Consider the following 26,459-nt stretch of genomic DNA (forward strand, 5'->3'; position numbering starts at 1 on the left):
GGGCCTATGCTAACGAATCAGTTATGGCGATAAGACAAATAACCCAAATGCACCGTTTCAGCGCAGGCAATTTGCCATATTATTTCGACGTCAGTACGACTAACCAGCTGAAATAACTATTCTTCACCGGAATGGCGTAGCAGACTATGCGCTTAAGGCCGCCATAAGTATAGCGAATAACCCCAATTCGGCAGACCCGTTTTTTCGTCCAAACACATCAGTATGCCAAACCGCTACCTAAGTATTTTCTCGATAGCCTCAATAAATGGTTTTAGACGCAGTTTCAATAAACTCTATTCCCACCTAAGAACAACAAGACTAATTAATTGATTTTTAATGATAATCAATGAAAAAAAGCCAGAATCATTATCAGAAAAACAGCTTAGCATCTCACTGTTTTGTGACATTATGGCGAGCACTGAAAACAGTGACCTTACGCGGTTATCTAGACTTATTTATATGCTAAATTCATTCTGTTTTGCTGAGCCTAATGGATAGTAACAGGCTAACAGCGAGTATGCTGCTCAGCTTGAATATGGATATGAATTAACCAAGCAAGCCGATGCTCATCGTCACTGCACTAAAATGGGGGGCGAATGGCGCGCACCAAAATGGATGAATGCACCAAAATGCCACATAAAAACGCACCAATAAAGTGCAATACAGAGTTAAAGATAGTGCAATAAAACACATATTTATTAATTATCAACAAGTTAAATTGTTGGCATAGATATCGCTTTATAGCTAGTAAGTTTTGCTCAAGCACTACTTGAGTTAAAAGATTATAGAAGGGACATCCCTTTACCCTACCGGAGACTTGAGAATGTCAGTTGAATCAGTTTTAAAGCAACTTGAAGAATTAGAAGTTAAGTTTGTTGATTTACGTTTTACCGACACCAAAGGTAAAGAGCAGCACGTATCTATCCCAGCTCATCAGGTAGACGCTGACTTCTTCGAAGACGGTAAAATGTTTGACGGCTCGTCAATCGCTGGCTGGAAAGGCATTAACGAATCAGACATGGTACTGATGCCAGACCCAACTACGTTCGTACTGGATCCATTCACCGAAGAAACCACTGCACTGATCCGCTGTGACATTCTCGAGCCAGGCACTATGACTGGTTATGACCGCGACCCACGTTCTATCGCGAAAAAAGCGGAAGAATACTTACGCTCTACCGGTATCGCTGACACTGTATTAGTTGGACCAGAACCAGAATTCTTCCTGTTCGACGATGTTCGTTTCGGTACTGATATGTCTGGTTGTTTCGTGAAAATCGACGCTAAAGAAGCGGCATGGAACTCTGGCACTAGCTACGAAGGTGGCAACACTGGTCACCGTCCATTCGTGAAAGGCGGTTACTTCCCAGTTGCGCCTGTTGACTCATCACAAGACTTACGTAGCGCTATGTGTTTAGTGCTCGAAGAAATGGGTCAAGTAGTTGAAGCTCACCACCACGAAGTGGCGACTGCGGGTCAAAACGAAATCGCAACTCGCTTCAACACCCTGACTAAGAAAGCGGACGAAATCCAAATTCTGAAATACGTAGTACACAACATGGCTCACGCCTACGGTAAGACGGCGACTTTCATGCCTAAGCCAATCGTTGGTGACAACGGTAGCGGTATGCACGTTCACCAATCTCTGGCGAAAGATGGCGTAAACCTGTTCGCAGGCGACAAATACGCTGGTTTAAGTGAAACTGCACTGTACTACATCGGTGGTATCATCAAGCACGCTCGCGCACTGAACGCTTTCACTAACCCAAGCACTAACTCTTACAAGCGTTTAGTACCACACTTCGAAGCGCCAGTGATGTTAGCTTACTCAGCACGTAACCGCAGCGCTTCAATCCGTATTCCAGTGGTACCAAGCCCTAAAGGTCGTCGTATCGAAACTCGCTTCCCAGATCCACATGCAAACCCATACTTAGGTTTCGCAGCACTGCTGATGGCGGGTATCGACGGTATCCAAAACAAGATCCATCCAGGCGAAGCGATGGATAAAGACTTGTACGATCTGCCAGCGGAAGAAGCGGCTGAAATCCCACAAGTAGCGACTTCATTAGAAAACGCCCTTGAAAACCTGCAAGCTGACCACGAATTCTTAACTCGCGGCGGTGTATTTAGCGAAGATTTCATCCAATCTTACATTGCACTGAAATCTGCAGAAGCTGAGCGTGTAAGCCGTACAACTCACCCATTAGAGTTTGAAATGTACTACAGCCTGTAATGGCTAGATGCATGCAATTACTCACTGTATAAATGCATGCATAAAGTATCAAAGCCCCAACAGTTTTGCTGATGGGGCTTTTTGTTTCTTGAAGGTATACGCTACTTTCATGCTGATTCAATGACCAACACTTTTCTCTAAATGGCGACATAGCCAACCACTTATTTATCATCAAAAGAAAGCATACCAGCAGACACCACTGCAATAACAACAATAGGGACAGATGTCGTTTAAGACTGAGCTAAACGCGGTATAAAACTAACTTATAGGCAGAGGCGTTAACTACAGCGACACTAAAGTTGGGAGTCTCTTTACTGTTGTCTCATTACTGCTGCTGAATAATTGACACATATATTCATGTGGTTAGAATGCCGACTTGCTAAAACTGAATATATCGGTGTCGAACAAAACCAGTTCGGGTTCCATAAGACTAACGCCCAAAGTTAATCAAGCGAGTCGCTCATACCGAAACAATGCGGTTTTTCACATATAAACAATGGAGTGGTTATGCGTTGGTTGACTTGGTTGGTCGTGTGCTGGTCTCTCACGGGATGTGCAACAATAACATCGAGGATGGGAGAAAATTCAACTTGGGGGCATTCTTTCTCCAGTGTTCAAACGGCTGTTGATAATGGCGAGGAGTGTGCGATAGTTTCTGCGTTATCCGCCCCGCCACTGCTGCTGTTTACTATCCCTCTGACACTGGTCGATATGGGTAGCTCGCTGATCGTCGATACCGTGATGCTGCCAGTCGATTTGGCTATCACGCCCAGTAATCCCAAGCTCCGAACCCCGCGTTCTATGTTCTGCCACTACAGCTACAGCATTTAAGCATATTCGCCCCCATAAATGACCTCAGCCTCAGGGCATGGGTTAACGACATCGGCATTAGGGGGCGCCTTGGTGCCCCAGAGCCATGCTCCCTGTTCAAGGCTATTACGCCATGTCGGCTGAGTAAGCCAAATTCAATCCGTTAACGATGGGCTTTTATTACCTCCAGTAACCTTAGGATATCGGCCTCATCGTTATAAATATGTGGCGATACGCGTATCCCTAAACTGCGGGCATCGACACTGATATTCGCCTCAGCCAATGCCGCCATGATCGGCGCTTGCCGCTCGCCAAATTGCAAAATCAGCGTACCGCTACGCTTATCGATTGCCCTAGGCGAGACGAGCTCATTGTCCAATGCCTGTACCACTGGAGCCATCAGTTGCAAGTTATGCTCACGCATCGCCAGTGAGCCAATATTGGCAAAATATTGAATACTATGGGCGGCAATAGCGTAGGGGACGATAGAAGGCGTGCCGCCCCAAAACCGCAACGCTGTTGGATGATAGCGAAAATCATGAATATCAAACTCGAAGGGATTTTCATGGCTAAACCAACCCACATCCTGTGGCTGACATTCGGGCAAAATAGCCGGATTGACCCACAGATACGCAGCGCCGGGGCCGGAGCATAACCATTTCACACTCGAACCAATCATAAAATCTGGCTGTAGCTTGGCTAAATCCAGCGGCAAAATCCCAGCCGATTGCGCCACATCCACTATGCTCAAGCAGCCACGCTCACGGGCAAGGGGGATAATCTGCGCGAGGGGGGCCTGTTGTCCCGTGTTAGAATAGGCATGGCTGACAAAGACTAAATCGACATCGTCGCTGATATGTGCGTCCCACACATTGGGGTCGGTAACATCTAAGCCCTTGGGAATAAAGCGCAGTTCACAACTTGCGGGCAATGCCTTTTTAAGGGCGAATCCCATGCTAGGAAAATCAATCTCGCTCATGAGCACCACGGCGCCATCGCGATTTAATCTATCCAGTGACATCACCAACTTGGTCAATGCGCTCGATAGATTCACCTGCGGGCAAAATTCCTGCGGCTGACCATTAAAAAGGCTTGCCAGCGCCGCGGTAAAGTTATCAATGACACCTAACCATTGACCCCAAGGCTCGCGGCCAGACTCCTGCCAAGGTGCAAAAAACGCCTGCTTAAACGCCTGCTCGGTCGATTTGAGTGGCCGCCCCACGGAATGGTTAAGCAGATATCCAGGGCCTGCGAGGCAAAAATCCTGTTTTACATTTAGCAGCATGGCCTTACCTCAAACTGTCTTTGAGTTTTTTCAAATCATAATAACGGGTGCGAATATCGTCACGTAATACGGCCGCGCGTCTATCCCTTAAACGCTCAAGGGAGGCGAGCAGTACATGCAATGGTGGGCCGCTGGCGGTCACTTTGGCTAAATGTTGTTGTTCCATGCTGACCGAAGGTTCTGCAATGTATTTAGTCACTAATTCATTGTGATGCTGGATGGCGGTTTGCCCATGCAATTCACAGACTTCGATAAACAGCTTGAGGTTTTCTTGATACCAATCTTGATGGCGATACCCCATTGAATGGATAAAATCATCCATTAAATTCGGGCGGCGCATGCATTCCCGCAGGATTTGCTGATCCTCCGGCATCATGTATAAAAACTTATCCACCAGCATTTGCGAATAAGATGCTTCGTTGGCAAAACATAAACCTAGGGTTAAATCGATAACGTTAATCCCGGCAAAGTCGCCCGCATTGGCGCCACGATACACCACAGAACCAACCCGATAGGGTTTGTAATATGGGCGGACACAGTAGAAGAAACGGTCCGTATCTAAACGATTGAATAACTGCGTATTCGAATCAATCACATCCTGCAATGCCTGCTTAGCGACGCGCAGTAAATCGTGACTAATTGGATGAGAAATCCCCAAAGGCTGGATTTTTAATAGCGCATCAGCGGCACGTTTATAGGCCAAAATGCCTTTAGTGTTGTAATCCACAAACAGTTTTTCATCGGGCAGATCGGTAAAGCGTTTGTAGATACCATTATGGGCGCGGTTATGGGTGGTTAAATGGGCGGTAGCAAAGCGCGGCGTGACTCCAATTGAGGCGCCGATATGCATCGCCAGCGCTGACGCTTCAAGAAGTGGCGAGGTGGTCTCACGTGTTGGCTCAGTAATTTCATGGCGGCGGCAGGCGGCCATATACAGGCCAACATTGCCTAGCAAATCAAAAGCACTATCAAAGCCTTCGTCGGTATTGCCCTCATCGAGCAAAGCCTTAATCAGCCCTCGCCCTTCGCTTTCCAAAGTGTGCTTAAGCTCAGTGCCAATCCCCTGCACATTGGCACGGTCGGTCTGCTGGTCATAAAGCTGTTCGAGCTGCGAGTTGAGTTCTACAAAGCGGCTGCGGATCCACTCATCGAAGGCTTCGGTATTATAGGTGGCAGGTTTCACTTGGACATCCTTGGCGATTGTTATGGTTATTTTTACCGGAGCAAGTACTAGGGCATGTTTCACTTGGCTACAGGCGTCATTAGCGCTTCCGAGTTAACAAGGATGCAACTTCTGGCGACACGTTTCTAGCGCTAGCTCAAATTTATGAAAAATCTAATGCCACTTTTTATTTACACCTTGCGCCAGCGCAAGTTATCAAAGTCAATCGCCTCGCAAAATAACGCCAAATACAGCTAGTTCTAATACAAATAGCGCGGCAGGTTCCGCAGGGGTAAATCAAAATGATTTTAATGGAATTTATTGTCGTACTCGGCTGCTTGCTACTGGGCACCCGCTATGGTGGTATGGGGCTCGGGTTGATAAGTGGTATAGGTTTATTTTTACTGACGTTTGTCTTTGGTCTCGCCCCCGGACAGCCACCAGTGCAAGTGATGTTAACCATTCTTGCGGTTATCGGTTGTGCCGCCGTGTTGCAAACCGCAGGCGGCTTAGATGTGATGATGCAGTTTGCCGAACGTTTACTGCGCCGCCATCCACAGTACATCACCATTCTGGCACCGTTAACTACATGGACGCTCACCTTTTTGTGCGGTACAGGCCATGTGGTTTACACCATGTTCCCGATTATCTCTGACATTGCTCTGAAGAAAAACATTCGCCCAGAACGCCCAATGGCGGTGGCCTCGGTCGCCTCGCAAATGGCGATCTGCGCCTCCCCTGTATCAGTCGCAGTGGTCTCTATGGTATCGATTTTGGCGGCGCAGCACGGCGTCGGCCATGCCTACAGCATGCTGGACATTTTAATGGTGTCGGTGCCCGCCTCTCTTTGCGGTGTGTTAGTGGCGGCACTGTGGAGCCTACGTCGCGGCAAAGATTTAGATAAGGACGAAGAGTTTCAAGAACGAATTCAAGATCCTGTGCAAAGAGCCTTTATCTACGACAAGGGCGAAACGCTGCTGAATCAAACCTTCCCCAAAGAAGCGTATTGGGCAACAGGGATCTTCTTTGCCGCTATCGCCGCAGTGGTGTTACTTGGCTCCTTTAGCGAGCTGCGTCCAGTGTTTGAAGAGAAAGGCAAGCTCGCACCACTGTCGATGAACCTAGTGATCCAAATGATGATGTTGATTGCAGGCGCTTTTATTTTGATGAGCTGCAAAGTCAAGCCAGCTGAAATTGCCAATGGTCCAGTTTTTAAAGCGGGTATGGTGGCGATATTCTCGGTATTTGGCGTGGCGTGGATGAGCGATACTTACTTTATCAGCCATATGGATGTACTGAAGGAAAACCTCTCCCACGTGGTGCAAAACCAGCCTTGGACCTATGCCCTAGTGCTGTTTTTAATCTCCAAACTGGTCAATAGCCAAGCGGCCGCGCTCACGGCGATTGCACCGATGGGATTAGCTTTAGGTGTCGATCCTAAGCTATTAATTGCTTTTTTACCCGCCAGTTATGGCTACTTTGTGCTGCCCACTTATCCAAGCGATTTGGCCTGTATCGGTTTCGATCGCTCAGGTACCACTAAAATTGGTAAGTTCATCATTAACCACAGCTTTATTATCCCAGGACTGATTGGTGTTAGTACCGCATCAACCGTGGGTTATCTGTTGGCAACTGCGCTACTGTAAAGTTAGTTTGCGTTAATAAGCACGTATAATCAGGCCGATAGCACATTAACGCTATCGGCCTGACGAATTAAAGATGTGCAAGCGCTCAGTACGAAAGTATTAAGCTCCCGCCACATTCCCTTATCAGCTAGACGTCTTTAGCAACAGCAGCATACAATCCCGCCTTATATCATGCTGAATCAATTTATCTTTTGAGAATGTCGTACTAAAGATGATTAAAGGTTTTCGCTTATGGATGCTGATTGTGGGTCTGGGGCTTAGCGTCAGTTGTCTCGGCTATCAGTTGTTTACACGCTATCACTTCAACACTGATCACCAAGTGGGTGACGTTATCGACTCCCTCAATGGAATCGAGATTTACTATAACGGTGGCGTCAACACTAATGAGGGACGCAACCTCTCCCTCGACGGCTATAACCTCGGCATAAAATATCAGTGCGTAGAATTTGTTAAGCGCTACTTTTACCAACGATATCAACACAAAATGCCTGACAGTTTTGGGCACGCCAGAGACTTCTTCGATAATCTGCTCACTGATGGCAGTTGGAACGAAAAACGTGCACTGCGCCAATTTACCAATGGCAGCCAAAGCAAACCTATGGCAGATGATTTGCTGGTCTTTGCCCCATGGATGTTTAATCCCTATGGCCATGTCGCCATTATCGCGGCCGTCACGGACAACAGTATCGAAATCGCCCAGCAAAACCCCGGCCCATTTGCCCCATCAAGGGAATATTTTCAATTAGAACAACGGGCTGGACTCTGGTATATAAACGCACCACGCGCCAAAGGATGGTTACGCTGGGAGGCAATAAGCCCTAAGGTGATAACAGAAACAGGCGGCTTTATCGACCCTGCGATGGCCATTAAGGAATAAGCTATGGGGATTTTTAACTGGGTAAAACGGCTATTAGCCATAAAAGCGACAACCCGCTCGCAGGCAACGGATCTTCAAGCACTCTTTGGTGGCGAGGTAACTGCGAGTCTCACTTTACCTCGCCACCAAGCTTATCCCTTAGTCACGCCAATAACTCAGACTGAATTATCCGCCTATCAACTCCATTGCTTGTTGAATGATCAAGATAAACAACGACTCGACACTTTACTTTGCCAAGCAGGATTCGAGCATGTAGGTTCTGACATGCCATTTAATGGTGTACTGCATCACACCAGCCTACAGACAACAGTATTTTTACAACAATATGCTGATTTTGCGGGGTTCTGCGTACTGCTCATCACCAATGATATCAATCTATTGCAACAGCTTATTACCTTTAAGGCCGCGCCGCCTGCTCCTTGGGAAAGTTTTCCCGATGTTGATCCTGATACACTTGGGAGTTTGCAAGGGAACCTTGAGTTTTGGTGCGATGCGTTTTGGCGCCCCTATTGGTTATCACTTGGTGAAACCGAGCGCCTGCAATATCCGACAAACTGGTTTGAATTCAGTGAGTTTCACTAAAAGATTTATGTAAGAGATAACAATGAAACTGAAATATATCGCATTCATTCTCGCACTCTTTTTCCTTGCCGGATGCCTAGTGCCTGAGCAGCCTATCATCCCCGTAAAAGGTGCCACGAATAAGGATTGGAATAGCCAAACCTTTTGGTATGAGCCTTGGGGAAGTTCGGGCACACACAAGGGTATTGATATATTTGCGGCCACGAGTACCCCGGTTATCGCACCAACGCCCATGCTACTGCTGTACAAAGGTGACTTTTTTAAAGGCGGAAAAGTCGTTGTTGGACTCGGCCCTAAATGGCAAATTCATTATTTTGCGCACCTAGGCAACATTGAAGCATCGACAGGCTTATTCGCGACAGGTGGAGAAACGCTAGGCACAGTCGGTACGACTGGCAATGCTCAAGGTAAACCACCCCATTTGCACTATTCCATTTTAAGCCTGTTCCCAAGACCTTGGCGAATAGACACTTCAACCCAAGGATATAAAAAGGCTTTTTATCTCAATCCCATTGAGTATTTAGAGGCTAAGTAAGCTTTATTGAGGATTTAACTGTTAGAGATTAACGGCTCACTCAACGGGCACTTCTAGCTCATTTTCTGCCGCGAGAGCCTGTGCAACTCGTTCGGCCTTAGCGATATATTTAGGTTTATTACTGGTGTGAAGCTTGGCATTAGCTTTTTTCGCCTTCTGCTTAAGCGTTTGATTAATTTTCTTTTTGCGGTTCATAAGGGTTGTATTTAGGCACAATTAAAGCCGCTATTATAGTCATCCTAAGCCACAGCAACAAATCAGTAGGATGAAGATAAACCCTCAATCTTAATACACCTATAATTGCTATCCGAGTCACAAGTTGCAAAAAACGCCACATTTTAGCTTGTTTGATTTACAGATCGACTAGACAACCTTGAATGACTTCCTTATCATCCGCAGTTAATAAAAATCACTATCATTTGCAATGTTGTTTAACGGAAGAGTCTGATGCCAAGGAATTCGGTGTAGCAAATTCACACGCCCTTAGCAGGAAGTTATATGACGTTCAAAACCTCGTTTGTTGCTCTCGCTGTCTTTGCAGCACTCACTCAATCCGCTATTGCACAAGAAAAATCCGACACGGAAATAAATAAGAACAAAGAAATAGAAAGAATTACCGTGACCGCGAGCCGTATGGACAAATCCCCAAGCTCGATTCCTAATACAGTGACCATTATCGACCGCGTGCAACTCGAAGAACAGTTCCGCACCACCAAAGATCTGTCGACCATTATCGGCAACTTAGCGCCAAGCTTTTCACCAAGCCGCCAAAAGATGAGTAATACAGGTGAAACCCTGCGTGGTCGTGCACCATTAATTATGATCGATGGCGTGCCGCAATCGAACCCGCTGCGCAGCGGTGGTCGCTCAGGACAAACTATCGATCCTGCAATGATTGAACGCATTGAAATTATTCACGGCGCCAATGCGATGCACGGCCTAGGCGCACAGGGCGGTATTATCAACTACATCACCAAAAAGCCCACGGGCGATAACCAGCACGTCGCCAGTTTTGATGTCACAGTCCCTGACTCACTCAAGTCTAACGGTGTCAGTTTTGGTGCCAGCTATGCGTTTTCAGGCGAGTCAGAATTGATCGATATGCTAGGCTCGGTCAGCTATCGCAATAACGGGGTTTACTACGATGCCAATCACGATGTGATTGGGGTAGATACCACGCAAGGCGAGTCTATGGATAGCCAGAGTAAGGACTTCTTCATCAAATTAGGCCACAACTTTACCGAGTCGCGCTTAGAGCTGATGGTTAACCATTACAACATGGATAACAATGGCGACTGGATGGCCGTAGCAGGAAATAAACCCAATGGTATTCCAACCGGTGCAGTGGAACAAAAACAGCCCTGGGAAGCGGCTAATAACCAAGTCACCACCACTAGTTTGACCTATAGCCACGAAAACATTGCAGGCCAACAGCTCAACATGCAGTTGTTTAATCAAGACTTTAAAGCGGTGTACGGCGGTGGTTGCTTCGATAGCTTCTACGATCCTTCCTTTGAAGGCAGCGATCAAGTGGTTCAATGCGGCGTAAATAGCAAAGGCGAACACTTATACTACGAGCAATCACGCAACTCTTCGGTTAAATGGGGCCTAAAAACTTCGTTAATCGCGAAAAACATTGCAGATACTGGCATCGATGCGGCCTATGGTATCGACTTGTTCCGCGATACGACTGAACAGGACTTAGTGAAAACTGGGTTCTCTTGGGTACCTGAAAGCACCTATGATAACTTCGCGCCGTATCTACAGTTAGACTATGATTTAATTAAAGACTTAACCGTATCAACCGGTGTGCGTTACGAGCACGCTACCCTCAATGTTGATGACTACAAAACCCTCTATGGCGCTGGCAATAAGCAAATCGCGGGGGGCGAAGCCACCTTTGATGAAACCTTATTCAATGTCGGTTTATCCTATAAAATCACGCCGGATATCCGCGTCTACACTAGCTACAACCAAGGTTTTGGCATGCCAGACATTGGCCGTATTCTGCGTGATGGAAACAGTTTCCCCGGCGCCAATCCAAGCATTAGTGACTCTTTAGCCTTAACTCCAATCGTGACGGATAACGTTGAATTGGGTGCCGATTATCAAGGTAGTTTCTTAAGTGCTAAGATTGCTTACTACCGTTCTGCTACCGATTTTGGTGCCCGTTTAGCCTTAAACAGCGACGGTTTCTATGATGTAAAACGTGAAAAAAGCGTCATTGATGGGATCGAAGCGAATGTTACCGCTTATCTAACAAGCAATGATGACTTGGGCATGAACATCGCACTGCAACGGGGCGAATACGATGTAAACGGTGATAATAAGGTCGATACCGATCTCGATGGCGCCAATATTTCCCCGAATCGTATCAACTTATTCTGGACCCACAGCTTCGATAATGAAATGTCGACACGTGTTCAAGCAAATTACTTTATGGACCGTGATTTTGAAAATGCCAAAGGTGCTAAATATGCCGAGTTTGATGGTTACACCACTGTCGACGCGTCATTTTCAATGCCGCTCTACACGGGTACCTTAAGCATCGGTGTACAAAACCTGTTTAATAAGGATTATTTCAACTACTACTCACAAACCATGGGTACAAATGATCGTTATTTCAAAGGTATGGGTCGTACTGCCACTATAGGTTATACCGTGGCGTTTTAATTAACGAACAGGTGAAATCGATAATCAGCGCAACTTAGGTTGCGCTTTTTATTGGCTCATTGAAACACGCTACACCTTAGTGACAACGGTAGAGCGGGAACCCGAAAAATAAACACAGCACTATGATAATTAACAGATCTTTGCCTACGCCCGCGTTTAAAAATACCACAACGGGAGGCAATAGAATCGCAATAATGACTCATAGTCATTTGTTTATATCGACAGCAGGCCATCCTTAAACCGTAATAAATGACGAGTAAGCAGTTTTTAACTTCGTCGTTAGCCCACCGGTTTGAAACCATTGCATTATCAACCTGTGGCTTGGGCGTTGTGGCACAGGTCTTTACTTAACATTCAGCCAATTTAAACAAAAATGCCAAAAGCCATCTATAGTTAAAGGAAAATTGAACGCCGCCATGGAATTTGATCCCCAAGCCCTTCTACTGATTAAATTTATCTGTCTACTGACAGGTACAGCCGCTATTGCATGGGGATTAATCGCCAAACCATTGAACATTGCCAAATTAGCCAGCATACGCTTTTCCCTTGCGAATATCTGTGTATTTATCGGCATCATTCTCAACACTCTAAGAACCGAATCAAATAGTTACCTCTACTGGTTTTGCGCAGATATTGTTATCTTACTCGGATTTATCATGCTGCGTTGGGGTACACAATATCTGTTCCGCTTACAGCACAGCACTAAGTTCGATCTGACTATGCTCGCAATCACCGCAGCACTCATGTTGATGGTTCCCCCAAATGTCCAATCTCAGCCGATACTCGCCATGCTTTTCTCAGCCAATGCAGCACTATCTTTTGTGATGCTCAGTCGAGATAACTATTACGCTATCCGCAGAGAGACTGGCAATAAGATAGCGATTGCCATGATCACCCCCTTAATCGCGATGGCTATCATCTTCATGATTCGGTTTTTCATCGCCCTGTTATCGCCGAGTGAAACGCCAATATTTATTGCCATGCACACGATTGAAGCCATTCCTGTGCTGTGGTTTTATGTGTTCTTAGCCTTACTTATCAATATCCTGATGATAGGTAATGCGATGACTCGTCTGGTGAGTAAAATCAGAATGTTGGCTGAAAAAGACCAGCTCACAGGGCTGTGGAATCGACGCGCAATGCAAAAAAGACTCTCCACAACCCACCAACGCTGGCAGAAAAATGCAGAGCCTTATAGCGTGATCTTGCTCGATCTCGACCATTTCAAACACATAAATGATCACTATGGTCATGATGTTGGTGACCTCGCCCTGCTGACGGCGGCAAGATTATTTAACTCGGTATTACGGGAACACGATGTCCTGTGTCGTCATGGTGGGGAAGAGTTTTTGGTTTTACTGCCAGCCACAAGCGCACCATCCGCAAGAGCCGTTGCGGATAAATTACATCGGGTACTGAGGGAAAATCCGATTAACTGGCAGGATAAAAAAGTCCAACTTTGCGCAAGCGTGGGTTACGCCACGATTTATCAAGGATGTCAGCCAGACAAACTATTGATTGAAGCCGATCATGCCATGTATCAAGCAAAGTCTGAGGGGCGCGACCGGATCTGCCAAGCATTCCCCTCCCAATAAACACCTATCGATCAGGCCAATCTAAAGTCTCTGGTGCTTGCCAAAATGTCAGCGCCTCACTGACAGTCTCAGTTAAAAAGAGCTCACCCTGCTCAGGCATATCAAGATACGCATAATTCTGCCAACTGCCATCCTCATGTTGATAACGAAAATGCAGGCAATAGGCGTGCAAATAACAGCGGTCGGCGACATCGGAGCCATAGAGGGCATCGCCTAAAATCGGTACCCCAAGGCTAGCAAGCGCTACCCGTAACTGATGGGTTTTACCCGAATGGGGTTTGAGCAAATACAGCCTTAGCCCATCGCCAACACTGACGGAAAAGAATTGGGTAATCGCTGGATTTTCTTTGGTACGCAGTAACTTAAACATACTGCGGCGGGATTTAGCCATATCGCCAATCACCCAGCCTTGCTTCTTTTTAGGCTTACCTTTAGCGAGGGCGAGATAGTATTTCTGTACTCGATGGGCGCTAAACAGCTCAGTCAACTGCCGCGCCGCCGCCGGATGTTTGGCTAACAGTAACAGCCCTGAGGTCGGGGTATCGAGCCGATGCACGGCAAAGAGCTTAATCCCCAAATCATGCTCCAGCTGCGCAACGACACCCGCGGTGCCATCTTGGCTGTGAAAGTGCACATTCGGCGATTTAGAAATAACAAGAAAATCAGCCTCATTGGCTATGATTCGGTACATGGGGTTCCTAACACTGTCACGCGGATATTGGCCTAAAACTGGATAGTAACCACAAGGCCAGGATGATTATCCGAAAGAGTAATTTGCGCATTGTGCCGCGATAGAATGGCTTTGACCATAGATAATCCTAAACCTGTACCCTGCAAATGGCGGCTGGGGTCGAGCCGCACTAGACGCTCAAATACTCTTTCCTTGCTGTCATCGGGGATCCCAGGACCGTTATCGCAAATCTTAATTTGGGCACTGGATTGAATAATATCGATACGTGCGCCTTGGCCTGAATATTTCATCGCATTGTCGACCAAGTTATATAAGGCTTGGAACAACAGATACTTGTCACCATAAATTTTATGGTCAGATAGCAGCGACAGGCTCAAGGTTTGCTCATTCGACTCCGCAACTGCATCGGCCATTTCCAGCAAATCGGTACATAGCTGCGCCAAACTCAGCTCCTGCAAATCTAAGGTTTGCTGCCCTTCCTCAATGCGTGTCAGCGAGAGCATGGCATCGAAGGTCGCAAGGCAGTGGTCAAGCTCTTCGGTCAAAATCGCACAGCCCTCACTGATTTCATCGGGAGATTTGGCCGCCAACTCCTCAAGACCAATGCGAATATGGGATAAAGGCGTGCGCAAATCGTGGGCGATATTGTCAGTCACACCACGCACCGCCATCAGGTTATTCTCAAGAATATCCAGCACGTTGTTAAATTGCAGCGCCAACATATCAAACTCGTCCTGACGCCAACTGAGCGGCAGACGCGTATCATAATGCCCACGCTCAATTTGCTCACTTAAACGGTTGTACTGCACTAAACGGCGTAAAATTGCTTTAGAAAACAGATAGCCCAGCGCTAAGGTTAACACTATGGTCAACATCACGGCCGTGGCCGCTGCGCTGATAAATTTATCGATGAGTGTGGCTAAGTTGTCGGTACGGGTGGCGATAAGTACGGGGCCATAGCGGGTCATCACTAGACCGCCAGTAAGGATATGCAACTTATCAGGGCCGCCAGTCAAAATCGGGAAATCCCGCGTTTGCGGCAGCATGGGCATACCTTCGGGCATAAAGCTTAAGGCGCCAACCATATCATAGCTATTGCGCCAAGCGATAAGCGCCGTCTGCGGATCGGCAGCACGAATTTGCGCCGCAAAACTGCGACGGTCGACAGTAAGAGCAAGCTGCTGATAGCGTTGGGTTTCGGACTCAAGATACTGAGTCACTTGGTACTGCTGTTCGATAATAAGTTGCCGATAAAGGGCAAACAGCAAAGCGCCTATGATCACAGTCACTAAAGTCGAGAAGATAATAGTGATGCGCCAGGCGCTGCTTTGGTAAGGCTTAATGCCTTTGGCGTAAGCGATAACCCGCTCCCCTTACGGTTTCAATCAATTCACCGTGGCCTAACTCTTCAAACTTGCGACGTAACTTGGCGATATGCACGTCGATCACATTGGTACGGGGATCAAAATGATAATCCCACACAGCTTCAAATAATAGCGTCCGACTAATAACCTGATTAGCGTGTTCCATCAGATACTTAAGCAGTTGGAATTCTTTGGGTTGCAGCATTAAATCGTGGCCATCTAAGGTCACGTTGCGTGTTAGCAGCTCCATTTTTAAGCCGCCGACCACCAGATCTGTGGTAATAGGTACGGATTGGCCCCGTTGCATCAACTTTTCGGCACGTACAAGCAGCTCCGAAAAGGCAAAGGGCTTAGTCATATAATCATCGCCACCCGCACGCAGACCTTTTACCCTTTCATCCACATGGGCCAGCGCTGACAGGATAAGCACTGGAGTTTGGTTGCCAGTTGCTCTAAGAGCGGCCAGCAGTTTCAACCCATCGAGTTGGGGCAACATGCGGTCGAGAATCAAGAGGTCGTACTGACCACTCGTGGCTTGCAGTAGACCTTGATGACCATCGCTGGCGGTCTCAATATTATGTCCCTGCTCAAGAAATCCTTTAACGATGTAGTCGATCGTTGTCGCATCATCTTCAACTAAAAGTATTTTCATCTGTATGCTGCGCTCCCCTGTCTTCACTTAGCGGTAATACTCAGCGTGCTAATCCCACTTAAGTAAAGGTAACTGTCGTAAATTTTCAATATCGAATGCCAATTTATACTTGCCTGTATCGTCCAGCAACTTTAACTCTAAGTAACTGATACCTAAGTCATGGTCTAATTTAGCATCGGTCAGAAAGGCCTTATGATCCTGAGTCGCCATTGCAATAATGCCGGAGAAGGTTTGATGCTTAGTGTTGATAAGGCGTGCGGCTTCCACCTCGCCGACATCATCGGCTGTGACTTTACCCGCTTTTTGTTTCAATAACTTACCATCTCGCGCCCGATATTCGAAACGGGTAATTGCATTCGCCAGCGGATTAATCAACTCAAACTGGTAGACCAACTCGCCTTCCTGCATTTCCATTTCAAACTCGGCAATCACGCCAGGAAACTCCTTCTCAATTTGCTGCATCACGCTTAACGGCGGCTGATACTCACCGCTCGAAAGCATCGAATACATGCTCTGGGCTGCGGTGGCAATCCCAGATACCAACATGAATCCTAGCAACCATAGTCTCATGGTTCCTCCATAAAAATCGGCTAAGTTTGTATCTTATGAGACAATCAGTTAGATGTCGATGGCGTACCAAAATCCCATCGCTTTTATCCCTGTTTGCCCATGATGGCGCCTAGTTCATCACTCATGTGAATTGCTCAATCCACTTGATTCAAACTCAGCAAACACTGACGAATGCATTCAGTTTACCTAATAGCGACTGAAACACCGATGGAAACAAGATTAAGCTTTGATCATCTGGGGATTTTGAAGCATGACATTTACCGTAAAACGCCATCATTTAGCCATTTAAAATCACACTAATTGAATTTCAGCTGGTATTTTAGCGCATCTGTGTCGTCAAAAAGTACGATTGGCAATTCAATCCCATTGTTCTAGAGTCAACTAAACGGCTATTTAAATCGGAGTGCATATGAAACCAATTACACGCTGGATTAGCTTAAGTTTGCTACTGCTTGCAGCATTAAGCGCCTACGCCTATGGCAGCGCCACAAGCGCCGTGACGTTTATCATCTTAGGTATGCTGTTGGAAGGAACATTTTGGATGGGATTACTAGGTAAAAAACGTCATTAACCTACTCTAAAATATGAATTTGCTCAGATTTGAGCGCAACCGTGGTTTGCATCCCCTTAGTTAGGCCAAGCTTCTGTGCGAGATGAAGTGACACTTCCGTATTAAGCTGTAGTTTAGTCCCGGTAGCATAACAGACGACCCGCACCGACTCGCCCATCACAAGTAAAGAGTCGATAGTCACATCTAACTTATTAAAACTACGGCATAAACGTCCATTTGAAATGGCGTTAAATCGAATACCCTGATTGGGGATGACCCAGCGAACTTTACTGCCAACACTGCGGTCTTTGCCAAAATCACTGGCGATCAGCTGCTCACCAAATTTGAGCCAGGTGATGTCTTTAGTGCGATCTTGAAACACCACTTCGCCATCGAAAATATTCCTTAAGCCCATCTGCCGCGCAACGGCCTCGTTACGTGGCCGCGATAACACCTCAAACGGCGCACCCTGCTGTAACATCTGGCCTTGGCTAATCAAGATCATCGAATCGGCCAGCAGCAGTGCTTCGTTTAAATCGTGGGTCACCATAATCACTGGGCAAAGCAGTTGCTCTTTGAGTCGAGCAAGTTCGAGATACAAACGCTCACGAGTTTCTCTGTCCACCGCTGAAAATGGCTCATCGAGCAGTAGCACTGAAGGTTCACGGGCAAGGGCGCGAGCAAGCGCAACCCGCTGGCGTTGACCACCGGAGAGGTGCATAGGCAGTCTATCGGGCAAACCATGTAAATTAACCCGTTCTAACCAATCCTTCGCCCTAGCAACTCGCTCCGACTTGGGAATATGGTCAAGCCCTGCAACCACGTTCTCGAGCGCGGTAAGATTGGGAAATAAGCCAAAATGCTGTGGCATATAGCCAATATGGCGCTGCTGCGGCGTTAGCGCGGTGCGGCTTTTATTGTCGAACCATGGCGTTTCACCAAACACAATACTGCCCGTGTCGGGATGATTCAGCCCAGCGATCATCCGCAGTAACGTCGTCTTACCGCCACCTGAAGGCCCAACGACCGCTAACACCTCACCCGCCTTACAGCTAAATTCGGCACTCAGTTTTATATGCTTATGGTTTTGGATCTGGCAATGCAGATCAGCGATGATTTGCGTCACCCTGACCTCCTAAACGCCGTGACAAACTGGTAGTTAGAGCCAATGCGGTAATCGCAAATAACAGCAATACCAGAGACATAGTACCTGCTGCGCCAAAATCGAAGGCCTGCACGCTGTCATAAATGGAGATCGATATCGTCTTGGTTTCGCCAGCGATATTCCCGCCCATCATCAACACGACCCCAAACTCACCGAGTACATGGGAGAAACACAGCACTATGGCGGTCAACACCCCCGGCCAGACCATAGGCAATTCAATTTTAAGTAGAATTTTAAGTTTGCTCATGCCGCAACAAGCCGCAGCATCGCGCACATCATGGGGAACCGCTTCAAAGGCGCGCTGTATCGGTTGCAACGCAAACGGAATATTCACCAGCACGGATGCCAGCACTAACCCCGAGAAATGAAACACTAACTGCTGCCCGGTTAGGCGCTCTAACCATTGCCCTAACCAGCTTTGGCTGCCAAGCCCCACCAACAAGTAATAACCAATCACAGTTGGCGGTAAGACTAGGGGCACCATGATGAGCGCCTCAACCCAGGACTTACCCACAAACTGACGATAGGCCAAGGCGCGCCCAGCCAGGATCGCCAGCGGGATCAACACCAATACTGTGATGCTACTGAGTTTGACCGATAACCAAAGCGCCTGCCAATCCATGTCTGGCCTTACTGAGCGGGTAGACCAAATCCGTATTGCAGGAATACGACTCTGGCGGCATCAGATTGAAGATATTGATAAAAACGCTCCGCAGTTACCCCCGCTTTAGGCGTTAACACCATACGCTGATAAAGTGGGCCGTGAAGATCTTCGGGTAAAGCAATTGCTTGCCCTAAGGCCTTAAACTGGGGCGCTAAGGCTAGGGATAACGGAATAATACCGCCTTGGGTGGAGCCACTCACGGCAAATTGCGCCGCTTGGGAGGCATTTTCACCTAGGATTAGCTTGGTTTGTAGACCATCCCACAAGCCTAATTTTTGCAACAGTTCACGGGCGCGTTCGCCATAGGGCGCATGTTCAGGGTTGGCAATCGCAAAGCGCTCCAACTTACCCGCGGCGAGTAGGGCTTTTACGCCGTTAAGTTCAGTATCCAAGGTTAAAGGGGACTTGTTTGGGGCGACTAAGGCTAGGCGACCCACTGCGTATTGCACGCCTTCATCGCGGGTAAAGCCCGCTTTTTGCAGCTCATGGATATAACGCTCATCGGCGCTGAGCAACATTTCAAATGGCGCACCATGTTGAATTTGCGCGACAAAATTCCCCGACGAGCCGTAGGATACCCGCACCTTAAGTCCGGTTTCAGCGCTGAAGTTTTTAACAATATCATCGAGGGCAAACTTGATATTGGCAGCGGCCGCAATCGCAGGCACAGTTTCGGCGCGGCTAACTGCAGGCATCAAGGCAACACTGAACGACAATGCTAGAGAAAATACTAGACTCCAGATTTTGCCTAACCCTGTCACACCGTGCATAAACTCACCTCTCAGTCTCGCCTGCTGCTAGCTCAGTCTTACGTTAGTCTTTGTGTTGCCAAACTTGCGCCGCTTGCTCGTCGGCATCCTTGGCCTCGACCCAATTCTTGCCCTTGTCCCCAGCTTCTAATTTCCAGAAAGGGGCTTTGGTCTTCAAAAAGTCGATTAAGAATTCGCAGGCCGCAAAGGCAGCCTTGCGATGAGCACTGGTGACACCAATAAACACAATTTGCTCACCCAGCGCCATAGTGCCAACACGGTGGATAACCGTGACTTTATTGAGCGGCCAACGCTCGCGCGCCTCGGCAACGATTTGCTCAAGAACACGCTCCGTCATACCAGGGTAGTGCTCTAAGGTCAGCTCCCTCACCACTGAGCCATCGTTAAAGTCGCGCACCTTGCCAACAAAAGTCACAACGGCGCCATCACTATTATCTTGGGCTAATTGGTGGTACTCATCAGCCACATTAAAATCGACGGTTTGCACCCGTACATTCGGCAGTAAACGCATATCAACCTCCGGTCACAGGTGGGAAGAAGGCGACTTCATCACCATCACTCACTTGGGTATCCCACTGACTGATGGTTTGATTTACCGCCACCAGTAATTTATCCGAGGCTAACACTTTGGCCCATTTATCATCTTTAGCCGCTAAAGTTGCCCGTAATCCTTCCGCAGTTTGTGTCTGCTCGCTCGCTTCAACACTCAGTTGTGCCGTACCTAAAAGCTCACGAACTTGGGCAAAAAACAACACGTTAATCATATTCTTATCTCGCTTTACGTTATTCAGCTTTAAAGTGTCCCGACTTGCCGCCGCGTTTTTCGAGCAGGCGCACCTGCGAAATCACCATGTCTTTCTGCACGGCTTTGCACATATCGTAAATCGTCAGCGCTGCAACAGAGGCCGCTGTGAGCGCCTCCATTTCGACACCGGTTTTGCCGGATAATTTACACAGGCTGGTAATGCGCACACGATTGTGCTCAGGCTGAGCCTCAAGTTCGACTTCGACCTTGGTTAGCATTAATGGATGGCATAACGGAATTAAATCAGAAGTCTTTTTCGCCGCTTGGATCCCTGCGATACGGGCGGTGGCAAATACATCGCCCTTATGGTGGCTGCCGCTCATGATCATCTCAAGGGTCGTGCTCGCCATCTCGATAAAGGCTTCGGCACGGGCCTCACGCTCGGTCACGGCTTTCTCGGTCACATCGACCATGTGGGCATTGCCGTCGGCATTAATATGGGTAAATACATTGCTCATTGAAGCGATCCTTTAAACTGCTGCTAAATTCAAGCATATGGGAAATTGAGCGCAATCGCGAAACCTAACTAAATGAAAGATAACGCGATAAGCAGACTAAAACCTAAGTTAGATTAACCGCCAATCGAGGCCAAATGCTGAGTTACGCCAGTAATGCCCTGATGCAGATAATGGGTTTCTTTCTTCTGTGCCAGTTGACCGTGTAACCGCTCGATTAATTCCGCTTGCTGACTCGGGTGTTGCAGTAGATCACGCAAATCAATACCGGACTCGGTAAACAGGCACAAGTGCAACTTACCTTTGGCCGAGACCCGCAAGCGATTACAGCTCGCGCAGAAATTCGTGGCGTAGGGCATGATCAAGCCGATACGGCCCTTAAAGTCACTGTGGCTGAAGTTTTGCGCAGGGCCATCGTCGGCACGGGGTGTATCCAATTGCCAGCCGTTGGCAAGCAACTGAGCTTTAATATCGGCCCCCGCTAAGTGGTGGGCTTGGAAATACTCGCGGCCAAGGCCGGTTTCCATTAACTCAATAAAACGCAGATCGATGGGCGTGTGCTTAATCCAATTCAAAAAGCGCGGTAAATCTTTATCGTTCATGCCTTTGAGCAATACCGCATTGACTTTTACGCGCTCAAAGCCTGCTGATAATGCAGCATCGATACCACGCATCACCTCGTCGAACTTATTCTCGCCGGTGATCTGGTAAAACATCTTGGGATCTAAGCTATCCACCGACACATTGATGCGGCGCAGACCAGCATCGAACCACTCTTGGGCATGCTTCTCGAGCCTATACCCATTAGTGGTAGTGGCTACAGTATGAATACGCGGATTATCGGCGACCACTCGAATGATATCGGTAAAATCTTTACGCAGGGTGGGTTCGCCGCCAGTAATACGGATTTTTTGAGTGCCAACGAGGCTAAATGCGGACACCAAGTTTTCTATCTCACTGAGAGATAAAAACTGTTGCTTGCCATTGGGATGATAACCATCGGGGAGGCAATAGCTGCATTTGAAGTTACAAACGTCAGTGACTGACATCCGTAAGTAATGAAATTTACGACCAAAATTGTCTTGTAATTGAGACATGATCACCTTTCCAAGTGTGGGAGGCGAGTGCATTTCTTTACTCACCCCAGTGGCCTTATTGCCACGGCTACACCACCATATCTGTTGACTTAGGTAGGCAAGCTCGGAGAACCGTCAGCCGTGATTATAAGCCGAAAGTATTGGCTAGCTATACCCCTAAACAGGTATTTCTTGATCCGCTTCAACTGAGCGTGAACAATCTGTGACAGTGCTCACCCAAAGATTTGTCACTCTTTAGGCTAAACAGCCTGCTTAGCCCCTGTGCCATGCGGTGATTTTGAGGTAAGGTGGACATTAGTAATAAAACGCCCGTTTACAAACAAACTACAACACCCGATATAAATTGGGGATAAGCGAAGGAAAAGGTGAACTGATGGAACGCGAATCAATGGAATTCGATGTTGTTATCGTCGGCGCTGGCCCAGCTGGCTTGGCGACTGCGTGTCGATTAATACAGATATCAAAGGATTCAGGTAAAGAAATTACCGTTTGCGTGGTAGAAAAAGGCTCCGAAGTGGGCGCGCATATTCTATCAGGCGCCGTATTCGAACCAAGGGTATTAGACGAGCTATTCAGCGACTGGCGTGATAAAGGCGCCCCCGTCACCACAGCCGTGACCCACGATGAAATCTATCTACTCAACTCCGCTACCGACAGCAAACTCATGCCCAATGCATTTGTGCCGAAAACCATGCACAACGAAGGCAACTATATTGTCAGCGTAGGTAATCTCTGCCGTTGGCTCGCGACCCGTGCCGAAGAGCTCGGCGTAGAAATTTTCCCCGGCTTTGCCGCCAGCGAATTACTCTTCAATGAAGATAACAGCGTGAAGGGTATCCTGATTGGCGATATGGGCGTCGGCGCCGATGGCCAACCCAAAGACAGCTTTATGCCCGGCATGGAGCTTCACGCCAAATATACCGTGTTCTCAGAAGGCTGCCGTGGTCACCTAGGCAAACAGCTAATCGCAAAATACCACTTAGATAATGGTAAAACACCACAACATTACGGCCTTGGATTTAAAGAAATTTGGAAAGTGCCCGCCGAGCAACACGAACAAGGGAAAGTGGTGCACACAGGTGGTTGGCCATTAACCGATGGTGCCTCGGGTGGTGGCTTCCTCTATCATATGGAAGACAACCAAATTGCCGTGGGTCTGATTATCGACCTCAACTACAAAAATCCCCATTTAAGCCCATTCGATGAATTCCAACGTTATAAGACTCACCCAGTTATCGCCAAATACTTAACTGGCGGCGAGCGTTTGAGCTATGGTGCTCGCGCAATCACTAAGGGCGGCCTGAACTCACTGCCGAAGATGAGTTTCCCCGGCGGTTTGCTGATTGGTTGCGATGCGGGCACTTTAAACTTTGCCAAGATCAAAGGCACGCATACCGCCATGAAGAGCGGCATTGTCGCGGCTGAAACCTTAGCTAAGGCAATGATGGCCGAGGTCGAAGGCGGTAAAGATCTGGATTGTTTCCAAACCCATCTGGAAGAAAGCTGGTTACACGAAGAGCTATATAAGTCGCGCAACTTTGGCCCAGCAATGCACAAGTTTGGCACTTTCCTCGGCGGCGCATTTAACTACATAGATCAAAACTGGTTCGGTGGTAAGTTCCCGATCACCCTGCGTGATGAACACCCAGACTATGCACAAATGGCCCCAGTAAGCGCCTACAATAAGATTGATTACCCCAAACCCGATGGCAAACTCAGCTTCGATAAGCTCTCTTCAGTCTACCTGTCGAGCACCTATCATGAGGAAGACCAGCCTTGCCATCTACGCTTAAAAGACAACAGCATTCCGCTCGGGATAAACCTGACGCAATTTAACGAGCCCGCCCAGCGTTACTGCCCTGCTGGCGTGTACGAAATCGTTGAAGAAGCGGGTCAACCGAAGTTTGTTATCAATGCGCAAAACTGCATCCATTGCAAAACCTGTGACATTAAAGATCCTAGCCAAAATATTACTTGGGTGACGCCCGAGGGCGGCGGCGGTCCAAACTACCCGAATATGTAATCTCTACCGAAGAAGGCGCTCATTGAGCGCCTTCTTTTTACTTGCCTTACCCCTACATTTTGGCCACAATTGCATCATAAAAATCACATGCTTCAAATCAGCAACTCATTTCCATCTATACTCTACATAACAAGATCTACCGCAAGAGCAACAGGTTAGGCCAAATAAATGTCTTGTACGCTGTTTTATTCGGCATTCGACCTAAACAAAGGTTAACTTTTAACATTTCTGTCCGATACTTGTTATTGGCTAGAAAACGTCGACCGATATTTCTAAACGTCTAACACAGGCATATTGATATTTATGATATTGAATAACCTTACTATTAAGCAGAAAATCCTGCTGACAGTGACATTTGCTGTGCTGCTGTCGACCATACTCGTGGGCGTCCTCAGCCAACGTAGTGCAAAAAGCGTGGTACAGCAGCGTATGCTCGGGTCGGAAATGCCCAGCCTAATGATGCAGATCCGCAACAAGATTGAGCTAGATATTTCGAGCTTAATGAATGCCGCCGAGCAACTCGCCAGCAGCCGTATGTTACTGCAATGGCTTGAAAATGGCCGTCCACCGGAGCAAGAGCCTCAAGTCGTTGCCCAATTAAAGGACATCACCCGCCAATATCATTTGGCCCAAGCCTCCTACGCCGATAGACAAACCGCAGCCTATTATACTCAGGACGGTTTTTTACGCGTACTCACGCCCGCCCAAGATGGGTGGTTTTTTGGTTATCGTGATAGCGGCCAAGAGCGGATGTTAAACGTATTTACCGAAGCCAATGGTGAGGTAAAACTCTTTATAAACTATCAACAACCTAACGGTCGCGGACTTGTTGGTCTCGCCAAATCCCTCGATGATATGGTGCGACTCCTCGACTCTTTTAAGATTGAAAAAACCGGGTTTGTCTACTTAGTCGATGCCAAAGGCGAGGTAAAACTACATCCAGACGCCAGCCAAATTGGCAAGAGCAGCCTCAAGAGTTTGTACTCAGGCGCCAACATGAGCTCATTACTCAATCGTAGTGATTTCAATCTTATTAATACCGACATCCAAGGTGAAAACACCTTTGTTGCCAGCAGTTATATTCCGTCGATGGATTGGTATTTGGTTGCCCAAGTACCTGAAGCCGAAGTCTTCGCCCTGCTGACAGATGCCGCCTACCAGATCCTAATTTGGACCGTAATCATTGCCGCGGGCTTTATCATGCTGGCCATTGTGGTAGCTGGCTCAGTGAGTCGCCCTATCGCCCAAGTCGCAGCAATGTTCCATGATATCGGTGAAGGTGAGGGTGATTTACGCCAACGCTTACCTGTAAATGGTGAAGATGAAATTGCCCAACTTGCCCAAGGATTTAATAGCTTTATCAGCAAAATCCAAGATTCCGTGATTGAGGTAGCACAGACCAGTGAACAACTCGGCCTCTCGGCGAAAGATGTATCTAATCAAGCGCAGCAAACCCTTGAAGATAGTCATGAACAAAAAGACCGCACTATGATGGTGGTCACGGCCATCAATGAGATGGGGGCAACCGTAAATGAAATCGCTAGTAATGCAGCCCAAGCTGCTGTCGCCGCGAAAGATGCCGATACAGAATCCAATAGCGGCCAAGTGGTGGTAACGCGTGCCCGTGACACTATCAATCAGCTCTCCCATGATGTGGAACAAGTAGGTGAAGTGATTGAATCCCTCGCGACTCATACCAAATCTATCGGTGGCATCCTCGATGTGATCCGTGCTATTTCGGAGCAAACCAATCTATTAGCCCTCAACGCCGCGATTGAAGCTGCACGCGCAGGTGAAGCGGGACGTGGCTTTGCCGTAGTAGCTGATGAAGTCCGTAATCTGGCATCACGTACCGCAGCCTCTACTAACGAAGTCCAAGGTATGATCGACAAGTTGCAATCTGAAGCAAGCCGCGCAGTTAATGCCATGGCACAGAGCCGTGCTCGCTCACACGAAGGTGTAACAGCGGTTGATGAGGCTAGCCAGTCTTTGGTTGGCATTAGCGATCGTATTGGTCTTATCAGTGATATGAACATTCAAGTCGCGGCGGCAACAGAAGAACAATCAACAGTGGTCGAAGATATTAACCGTAACGTGACCGAAATTAACGACATTACCCAACGCACCGCGAGCACAGCCCAAGCTGCGGCGCAGGCCAGTTTAGCGTTAAATCAACTAGCCAACCGCTTGGATACCTTGGTAGCTAAGTTTAAAGTGTAATTGTCAAACACAAAGATATTGATATAGAAACAAAA

Annotated in this window: 26 protein-coding genes and 1 riboswitch; of the genes, 11 read left to right on the forward strand and 15 right to left on the reverse strand. The window is 47.6% G+C overall.

The genetic code is table 11. The features are described from left to right. Positions 1–823: 823 nt before the first annotated feature. Entirely contained in the window at positions 824–2,233 is a 1,410-nt protein-coding gene (gene glnA, locus HG547_RS15080) for a glutamate--ammonia ligase (protein WP_037425030.1), read from the forward strand. 507 nt (positions 2,234–2,740) lie between these two features. Continuing rightward, positions 2,741–3,064: a YceK/YidQ family lipoprotein gene (locus tag HG547_RS15085; RefSeq protein ID WP_099457306.1), complete on the forward strand. Its 324-nt coding sequence runs from the start codon at positions 2,741–2,743 to the stop codon at positions 3,062–3,064. 142 nt (positions 3,065–3,206) lie between these two features. Here the strand turns inward: HG547_RS15085 and HG547_RS15090 are convergent, their stop codons facing one another. Further along, positions 3,207–4,328, reverse strand: a complete 1,122-nt coding sequence (locus HG547_RS15090; protein ID WP_169548271.1) for an aminotransferase class V-fold PLP-dependent enzyme — start codon at positions 4,326–4,328, stop codon at positions 3,207–3,209. Between the two features lie 4 nt (positions 4,329–4,332). Then, the gene (locus HG547_RS15095) at positions 4,333–5,511 is read right to left on the reverse strand and encodes a monodechloroaminopyrrolnitrin synthase PrnB family protein (protein ID WP_144376051.1); all 1,179 of its coding nucleotides are present in this window, start codon (positions 5,509–5,511) and stop codon (positions 4,333–4,335) included. A gap of 281 nt (positions 5,512–5,792) precedes the next feature. Here HG547_RS15095 and HG547_RS15100 point away from each other — a divergent pair, with 281 nt between their 5' ends. The 4 genes from HG547_RS15100 to HG547_RS15115 all read left to right on the forward strand — a co-directional run bounded on the left by HG547_RS15100 (position 5,793) and on the right by HG547_RS15115 (position 9,130). Further along, positions 5,793–7,136: an anaerobic C4-dicarboxylate transporter gene (locus tag HG547_RS15100; protein ID WP_037423187.1), complete on the forward strand. Its 1,344-nt coding sequence runs from the start codon at positions 5,793–5,795 to the stop codon at positions 7,134–7,136. Positions 7,137–7,347: 211 nt separating this feature from the next. Then, positions 7,348–8,013, forward strand: coding sequence for a CHAP domain-containing protein (locus HG547_RS15105; RefSeq protein ID WP_169548272.1), 666 nt, complete (start codon positions 7,348–7,350; stop codon positions 8,011–8,013). Between the two features lie 3 nt (positions 8,014–8,016). Then, positions 8,017–8,595, forward strand: coding sequence for a hypothetical protein (locus tag HG547_RS15110; protein ID WP_169548273.1), 579 nt, complete (start codon positions 8,017–8,019; stop codon positions 8,593–8,595). A gap of 22 nt (positions 8,596–8,617) precedes the next feature. Then, positions 8,618–9,130 (forward strand): M23 family metallopeptidase, encoded by a 513-nt coding sequence (locus HG547_RS15115; protein WP_169548274.1) that lies wholly within the window; start codon positions 8,618–8,620, stop codon positions 9,128–9,130. A 36-nt stretch (positions 9,131–9,166) separates the two neighbouring features. Here the strand turns inward: HG547_RS15115 and HG547_RS15120 are convergent, their stop codons facing one another. Further along, entirely contained in the window at positions 9,167–9,325 is a 159-nt protein-coding gene (locus HG547_RS15120) for a DUF2986 domain-containing protein (RefSeq protein WP_037425046.1), read from the reverse strand. A 303-nt stretch (positions 9,326–9,628) separates the two neighbouring features. Between HG547_RS15120 and HG547_RS15125 the strand changes: the two genes are divergently transcribed. Continuing rightward, on the forward strand, positions 9,629–11,803 hold the full coding sequence (locus HG547_RS15125) for a TonB-dependent receptor (RefSeq protein WP_169548275.1): 2,175 nt from the start codon (positions 9,629–9,631) through the stop codon (positions 11,801–11,803). 76 nt (positions 11,804–11,879) lie between these two features. On the opposite strand, the gene HG547_RS15130 is transcribed toward HG547_RS15125, so the two are convergent. Beyond that, positions 11,880–11,999, reverse strand: coding sequence for a YqaE/Pmp3 family membrane protein (locus tag HG547_RS15130; RefSeq protein WP_342194794.1), 120 nt, complete (start codon positions 11,997–11,999; stop codon positions 11,880–11,882). 220 nt (positions 12,000–12,219) lie between these two features. On the opposite strand from HG547_RS15130, the gene HG547_RS15135 reads away from it, so the two are divergent. Next, on the forward strand, positions 12,220–13,398 hold the full coding sequence (locus HG547_RS15135) for a GGDEF domain-containing protein (RefSeq protein WP_144345231.1): 1,179 nt from the start codon (positions 12,220–12,222) through the stop codon (positions 13,396–13,398). Between the two features lie 4 nt (positions 13,399–13,402). Here the strand turns inward: HG547_RS15135 and HG547_RS15140 are convergent, their stop codons facing one another. From HG547_RS15140 to HG547_RS15155, 4 genes are read right to left on the reverse strand one after another with little or no spacing between them, the layout of a single operon-like run. Then, the gene (locus HG547_RS15140; protein ID WP_169548276.1) at positions 13,403–14,089 is read right to left on the reverse strand and encodes a TIGR01621 family pseudouridine synthase; all 687 of its coding nucleotides are present in this window, start codon (positions 14,087–14,089) and stop codon (positions 13,403–13,405) included. A 32-nt stretch (positions 14,090–14,121) separates the two neighbouring features. Continuing rightward, positions 14,122–15,378, reverse strand: coding sequence for a HAMP domain-containing histidine kinase (locus HG547_RS15145; protein WP_088586528.1), 1,257 nt, complete (start codon positions 15,376–15,378; stop codon positions 14,122–14,124). Between the two features lie 49 nt (positions 15,379–15,427). Continuing rightward, positions 15,428–16,105: a response regulator transcription factor gene (locus HG547_RS15150; RefSeq protein WP_011621087.1), complete on the reverse strand. Its 678-nt coding sequence runs from the start codon at positions 16,103–16,105 to the stop codon at positions 15,428–15,430. A 48-nt stretch (positions 16,106–16,153) separates the two neighbouring features. Then, positions 16,154–16,675 carry a hypothetical protein gene (locus HG547_RS15155; protein ID WP_037423157.1) on the reverse strand — a complete coding sequence of 174 codons (522 nt, stop codon included), beginning with the start codon at positions 16,673–16,675 and terminating at the stop codon, positions 16,154–16,156. A 409-nt stretch (positions 16,676–17,084) separates the two neighbouring features. On the opposite strand from HG547_RS15155, the gene HG547_RS15160 reads away from it, so the two are divergent. Next, the gene (locus HG547_RS15160; RefSeq protein ID WP_088586527.1) at positions 17,085–17,246 is read left to right on the forward strand and encodes a hypothetical protein; all 162 of its coding nucleotides are present in this window, start codon (positions 17,085–17,087) and stop codon (positions 17,244–17,246) included. A 1-nt stretch (position 17,247) separates the two neighbouring features. Here HG547_RS15160 and HG547_RS15165 read toward each other — a convergent pair whose 3' ends face one another. The 7 genes from HG547_RS15165 to moaA all read right to left on the reverse strand — a co-directional run bounded on the left by HG547_RS15165 (position 17,248) and on the right by moaA (position 22,181). Beyond that, positions 17,248–18,351, reverse strand: a complete 1,104-nt coding sequence (locus HG547_RS15165) for an ABC transporter ATP-binding protein (RefSeq protein ID WP_088586526.1) — start codon at positions 18,349–18,351, stop codon at positions 17,248–17,250. After that, positions 18,332–19,012 carry a molybdate ABC transporter permease subunit gene (gene modB / locus HG547_RS15170; protein WP_088586525.1) on the reverse strand — a complete coding sequence of 227 codons (681 nt, stop codon included), beginning with the start codon at positions 19,010–19,012 and terminating at the stop codon, positions 18,332–18,334. The genes HG547_RS15165 and modB overlap by 20 nt, the downstream gene beginning before the upstream one ends. Positions 19,013–19,020: 8 nt before the next feature. Continuing rightward, positions 19,021–19,824, reverse strand: a complete 804-nt coding sequence (modA, locus tag HG547_RS15175) for a molybdate ABC transporter substrate-binding protein (protein WP_169548277.1) — start codon at positions 19,822–19,824, stop codon at positions 19,021–19,023. Between the two features lie 43 nt (positions 19,825–19,867). Continuing rightward, positions 19,868–20,335, reverse strand: a complete 468-nt coding sequence (gene moaE, locus HG547_RS15180; protein ID WP_169548278.1) for a molybdopterin synthase catalytic subunit MoaE — start codon at positions 20,333–20,335, stop codon at positions 19,868–19,870. Between the two features lies 1 nt (position 20,336). Next, positions 20,337–20,588 carry a molybdopterin synthase sulfur carrier subunit gene (gene moaD / locus HG547_RS15185; protein WP_037423143.1) on the reverse strand — a complete coding sequence of 84 codons (252 nt, stop codon included), beginning with the start codon at positions 20,586–20,588 and terminating at the stop codon, positions 20,337–20,339. Positions 20,589–20,607: 19 nt separating this feature from the next. Beyond that, the gene (gene moaC, locus HG547_RS15190) at positions 20,608–21,087 is read right to left on the reverse strand and encodes a cyclic pyranopterin monophosphate synthase MoaC (RefSeq protein WP_011074083.1); all 480 of its coding nucleotides are present in this window, start codon (positions 21,085–21,087) and stop codon (positions 20,608–20,610) included. A gap of 113 nt (positions 21,088–21,200) precedes the next feature. After that, positions 21,201–22,181, reverse strand: a complete 981-nt coding sequence (moaA, locus tag HG547_RS15195; protein ID WP_037425068.1) for a GTP 3',8-cyclase MoaA — start codon at positions 22,179–22,181, stop codon at positions 21,201–21,203. Next, a riboswitch (molybdenum cofactor riboswitch) is annotated at positions 22,169–22,302 on the reverse strand. (Overlaps the previous gene by 13 nt.) A 252-nt stretch (positions 22,303–22,554) precedes the next feature. On the opposite strand from moaA, the gene HG547_RS15200 reads away from it, so the two are divergent. Both HG547_RS15200 and HG547_RS15205 read left to right on the forward strand, forming a co-directional pair. Further along, positions 22,555–24,204, forward strand: coding sequence for an electron transfer flavoprotein-ubiquinone oxidoreductase (locus tag HG547_RS15200; RefSeq protein WP_169548279.1), 1,650 nt, complete (start codon positions 22,555–22,557; stop codon positions 24,202–24,204). Between the two features lie 303 nt (positions 24,205–24,507). Continuing rightward, positions 24,508–26,424, forward strand: a complete 1,917-nt coding sequence (locus HG547_RS15205; RefSeq protein WP_169548280.1) for a methyl-accepting chemotaxis protein — start codon at positions 24,508–24,510, stop codon at positions 26,422–26,424. Positions 26,425–26,459 lie beyond the last annotated feature (35 nt).

The sequence above is a fragment of the Shewanella sp. DNRA4 genome (genome assembly GCF_012843185.1).
Classification (GTDB): domain Bacteria; phylum Pseudomonadota; class Gammaproteobacteria; order Enterobacterales; family Shewanellaceae; genus Shewanella; species Shewanella xiamenensis.